This is a genomic window from Agrococcus sp. HG114 (genome assembly GCF_024723325.1).
Classification (GTDB): domain Bacteria; phylum Actinomycetota; class Actinomycetes; order Actinomycetales; family Microbacteriaceae; genus Agrococcus.
Genome location: NZ_JANQCH010000167.1, coordinates 1 through 4302 on the forward strand (window position 1 = coordinate 1; position 4302 = coordinate 4302).

The 4302-nt window shown below is 74.6% G+C and carries 3 protein-coding genes; all 3 read right to left on the reverse strand.

Features of this window, described 5'->3' with window-relative positions:
* On the reverse strand, positions 1-731 hold a 731-nt coding region (locus NWP09_RS12025; RefSeq protein ID WP_258275740.1), incomplete at its 3' end, for an RDD family protein.
* Complete coding sequence (locus NWP09_RS12030) at positions 728-3037, reverse strand: transglutaminase domain-containing protein (RefSeq protein ID WP_258275741.1); 2310 nt, start codon at positions 3035-3037, stop codon at positions 728-730. The genes NWP09_RS12030 and NWP09_RS12025, both read right to left, overlap by 4 nt.
* A partial coding sequence (locus NWP09_RS12035; RefSeq protein ID WP_258275742.1) for a DUF58 domain-containing protein occupies positions 3034-4302 on the reverse strand: 1269 nt, incomplete at its 5' end. The genes NWP09_RS12030 and NWP09_RS12035, both read right to left, overlap by 4 nt.

Here is a 4302-nt window from a genome sequence, read left to right on the forward strand (position 1 = left end):
GCGCCGATGACGCCCGAGCTCGTCCGGGCGCCCGGGCGGTATGCGAGCCCCGCGCGGTCGGCCGGCGTCGCGAGCGACGGCAGCGGCGCCCGCTCGGCCTCGGGCGCGGCCTGCACCGTCTTCCGCGCGATGCGCATCCTCTTCTCGTGGTACGGGTCGAGCCCGGCGCGCACGTCGACGAACCACGTGCCGGCGGCCTTGTCGAGCCAGCTCCTGCCGCGCCGCTCGCTGTCGAAGAGCGCCGAGGAGAACAGCAGCGCCGGTCCCACGACCGGCACGAGGAAGCTCGCGCCGAGCAGCAGCGCGCGGCCGAGCGCCCGCGCGATCCCCGGTCGCGCGAGGGTCGCGACGTGGATCGAGCGGATGCCCGTGAGCGCCTTGCCGAGCGTGACGCCCCGTCGGCCGTGCAGCACGATCTGCACGACCACGAAGGCGGTGGTGAGCACCGCGGATGCGGCGGTCGCGACCACCATCCACGCGAAGCCCGGGTGGTTGACGAGTCCGTAGGGCTGCAGCGCCCCGGTCGCCACGCTCAGCAGCGACGGCAGCGCGACGAGCCAGTAGGGCAGCTGCAGGAGGGCGTAGAGGGTGAGCTCAATGGCCGAGGCGAGCGCGCGCCGGCCGAGCGGGGCGGGCCGCAGCCCGAGCGCCGCCGCGTACTCCGGGTCGGGGCGTCCCGACTCGTCGAGCCCCTCGACGGCCCTGCGCCCCTCGTCGATCTCCCAGATCACCGTCGCCTCCGCTCCTGCCGCCGTCTCGCGAACGACCGCATCGACAGCATGCCCAGCACGCGCTCTCGGCGCGTGGCCTCCGAGCGCATGCCCTGGACGCTCCGCTCGACGTCGAGCCAGAACGCGTCGACCTCCGCCGGATCGGGCTCGCCGGGGCCGAACACGCCCTCGTCGACGAACTCGCCGATGTCGGTCGCCCTCGAGCGAGGGTAGCGAGCCGCGACGGCGCGGGCGACCTCGCGCCGCGTCACGCCGGCCGGCACGGCCAGGCCCAGGTCGACCGCCTCGTCGACGACCTCGTGCCAGCCGCCGGCGAGCCGGTCGCTCTCGCGCGCTGCCCGGCGGCGCCGCTTGCGGCGCGCGGCCTTGAGCGCGCCGACGACGAGGAACGGCAGCAGCAGCAGGAGCAGCACGAGCAGCGCACCGCCGGCGACCCACAGCCAGACGAGCCACGACGTGTCGGCGGGCTCCTCGTCGTCCTCCTCCTGCCCCTCGTCCGCCACGGTGTCGGGCGACATCTCGGCGGGCTCCTCGGGCGGCTGCGGCGGCTGCAGCACCTGCGGCTTCGGCTCGGGCTTCGGCTCCGGCTCCGGCTGGATCTGGTCGTTGTCCTCGGGCGGGGTGGGGTCGAACCGCACCCAGCCGAGCCCCTCGAACGGCACCTCGACCCACGCGTGCATGTCGCCGCCGGTCACCTCGACCGGCTCCGCGCCCCCGGGGAAGCCGTCGTCGGGGTACAGGCCCATGACGACGCGCGCGGGCACGTTGATGCGCGAGAGCGCGAGCGCGAACGCGGTCGCGTACTGCTCGTCGTCGCCGACGAGCACCTCCTGGTCGAACATGTCCTGGATGCGCACCGCGCCGTGGCCCGCGAGCGACGGGATCGTGTCGTCCTCGAGCCCGTGGCTGAAGCTGCCGTTCTGCAGGCGCTGGAGCATCGCCTCGAGGTTCTCGAAGCTGCTCTGGCCGCTCGCGCCGTGCTCCGACACCCACGCCTGCAGCAGGTCCGGGACGACGGCCGGCTCGGGCACCTGCACGCGGGTGATGGGCACGCCGTCGAGCTCCTCGTGATCCGGCTGAGCGGGCACGATCGCCTGCAGCTCGTACGCGTCGCCCTGCGCGAGGCCGTCGAGCGCGATCGCCGTGCCGGTCTGGCCGTTGTAGTGGAGCGAGCCCTGCAGGTCGGCCGCGCGCGGGCCCTCGAAGGCGAGCGACTGCATGTAGCCGACGTCGGGCACCCAGATGCCGCTGTAGCCGCCCACCTCGACCCGCACGGTCGCCGGGTCGCCCGACTGCTGCACGAGCACCTCGTCGCCGATGCGGGCGAACGAGCCGGACCCGCTCACCTGCTGCGAGCCGGCCACCGCGAACACGGTGCCGTCGTAGTAGTCGAAGGTCGCGAGCCGCAGCCGGGAGCCCGCGGGCATCCCGCTCACCGTCAGCAGCGTCTCGTCCTCGAAGTGCTTGTGCCACGTGCGGAACCCCGCGAGCGGGCTCGGGTGCTCGGCGAGCTCGATCGGGGGCTCGACGGTGTCGCGCAGCACCGCGCGGCTCTGCGGCTGGATCGGGATGCTGACGAGCGCGGCGACCGCCATCGCGGCGGCGATCATCGCGATCGCCCCCCGCGCGCGATGCTTGCGCGCGCGCACGCGGAACCGGCTGTCGTTCGTGACCTCGACCTCGTCGCCCAGGCTCGTGCGCCACGTGGCGCGGCGCCACGCCGACCACGCGAGCACCACGCCCGCGACGACCGCGCCGAGCGCCGTCGGCCAGAAGGCGATCTTCGTGCCGAATGCGATGCCGACGACGAGCGCGACGACGGGCGGCACCATCGCGAAGGGCGCGCCCCGCTCGAGCCGCAGGGCGAGCACGGTCGCGACGGTCCCGCACAGCAGCGTGGTGAGGAACGGCACGACGAGCAGGCTCGGGAAGCCCTCGGCCGGCGGCTCCGCGGTGAGGAGGCCCTTCCAGGAGAAGACGACGCCGAGCAGCAGCTCCCGCCAGCCCTCGAGCGTCGGCACGACGCCGCCGATCGTCTGCCGCGGCACGGCGAGCGCCGGCCCGAAGACGACGAGCGCGAGCACGAAGCCCGCGGCCGTCATGAGCCACCCGCGCAGCGGGCGCAGCGACGTGACGACGCCGACCGCGATCCCGAGCAGGCTGCCGCCGATGCCGGCGACGAGGTACCGGGTGCCGCCGAAGACGGGGCCGAACGCGAGCGTCGCCGCGAGCAGCACGACGAGGATCGCCGCGCAGTCGACCGCGGCCCGCGGCAGCGGCCGCGGGAGCATCCGCTCCTCGCTCACTGCAGCGCCACCCCCCGCATGACGCGCGGCAGGTCGCTCACCGAGCCGAGGGTCGCGAGCGCGACGTCGCCGATCGGCTGGAGCTTCGGCTTCGCCCCGCGCACGACCGTGAAGACGATGACCCGCGCCTGGGTCGGGAGCAGCGTGCGCGCGCGGCGCACGAGCGCCGGGTCGACGTTCGCGCCCGCGTGCAGCATGACGACGGATGCGCCGGCGTGCGCGCGCGCGACCGTCGCGGCGAGGTCGAGGAAGCGGTCGTCGCGGGGCGACCACTCGACGCCCGAGAGCGCGTCGAGCAGCCGCTTGCCGGTCGTGGCGGGCACCGTCTGCCGCGACGTCTGCACCACGACGTCCATCTCGTCGCGGATCGCCTGCAGCCCGAGCGAGCCGAGGACCGAGATCGCGGTCTCGAACTCGGCCGGGTCGGCGTAGTCGTCGGGCGCGGTCGAGAGCCCGAGCGCGAGCACGCTGCGGCGCGTCTGCTCGAACTGCCGGACCATGAGCTGGCCCGTGCGCGCCGACGACTTCCAGTGGATGTAGCGGCGGTCGTCGCCCGCGACGTAGTCCCGCAGCGCGTGGAACGCGATGTCGCTGTTCGTGAGGTCGCGCGTCGTGATGCCCTCGAGGTCGCGGATGAGGCCCGGCGCGGTCTCGTCGAGCTGCACGGTCTTGGGGTGCACGAACAGCTCGACGGGGTCGGTCCACTTGACCTGCCGCTTGAGGAGGCCCACGGGGTCGCCGCGCACGGAGCGCACGGGGCCGACCTGCAGGATCGTGCGCCGGCTCGTGGGGATCGCGAAGACGTCCTCGTGCACGTCGCCCGGCTGCATGCGCGGCAGGTGGAACGACGCGAGCGCCTTGCCGACGGGCACCTCGATCGTCGCGGGCAGCAGCGGCTTCGTCGACGCGGCGTGGATCTCGATGCGCCCGAGGGCGCGCTCGCCCACGACGACGCGCGTGTAGGCGAGGTCGAGCTCGATGCGGTAGCGGTTGCGGCCGACGATGAAGGCGACGGCCGCGAGCAGCAGCACCGCGCCCGCGATGCCCATGACGATGAGCTCCTTCCAACCGAGCGCGATCCCGGCCACGAGGGCGAGCGCGGTGCCCACGAGCACCGCCCAGCCGAAGCCCGTGATCGGCTCGAGCACCGGCTCGACCGCCCGCCGCACTCGGCCCCCGAGCTCGCGCGCGCGGTCGCGCGCGGCGGACTCCTCCCCGACGACGCTCGCGACGAGCCGCTGCCACGGCGTGCGCTCGCGCTCGAC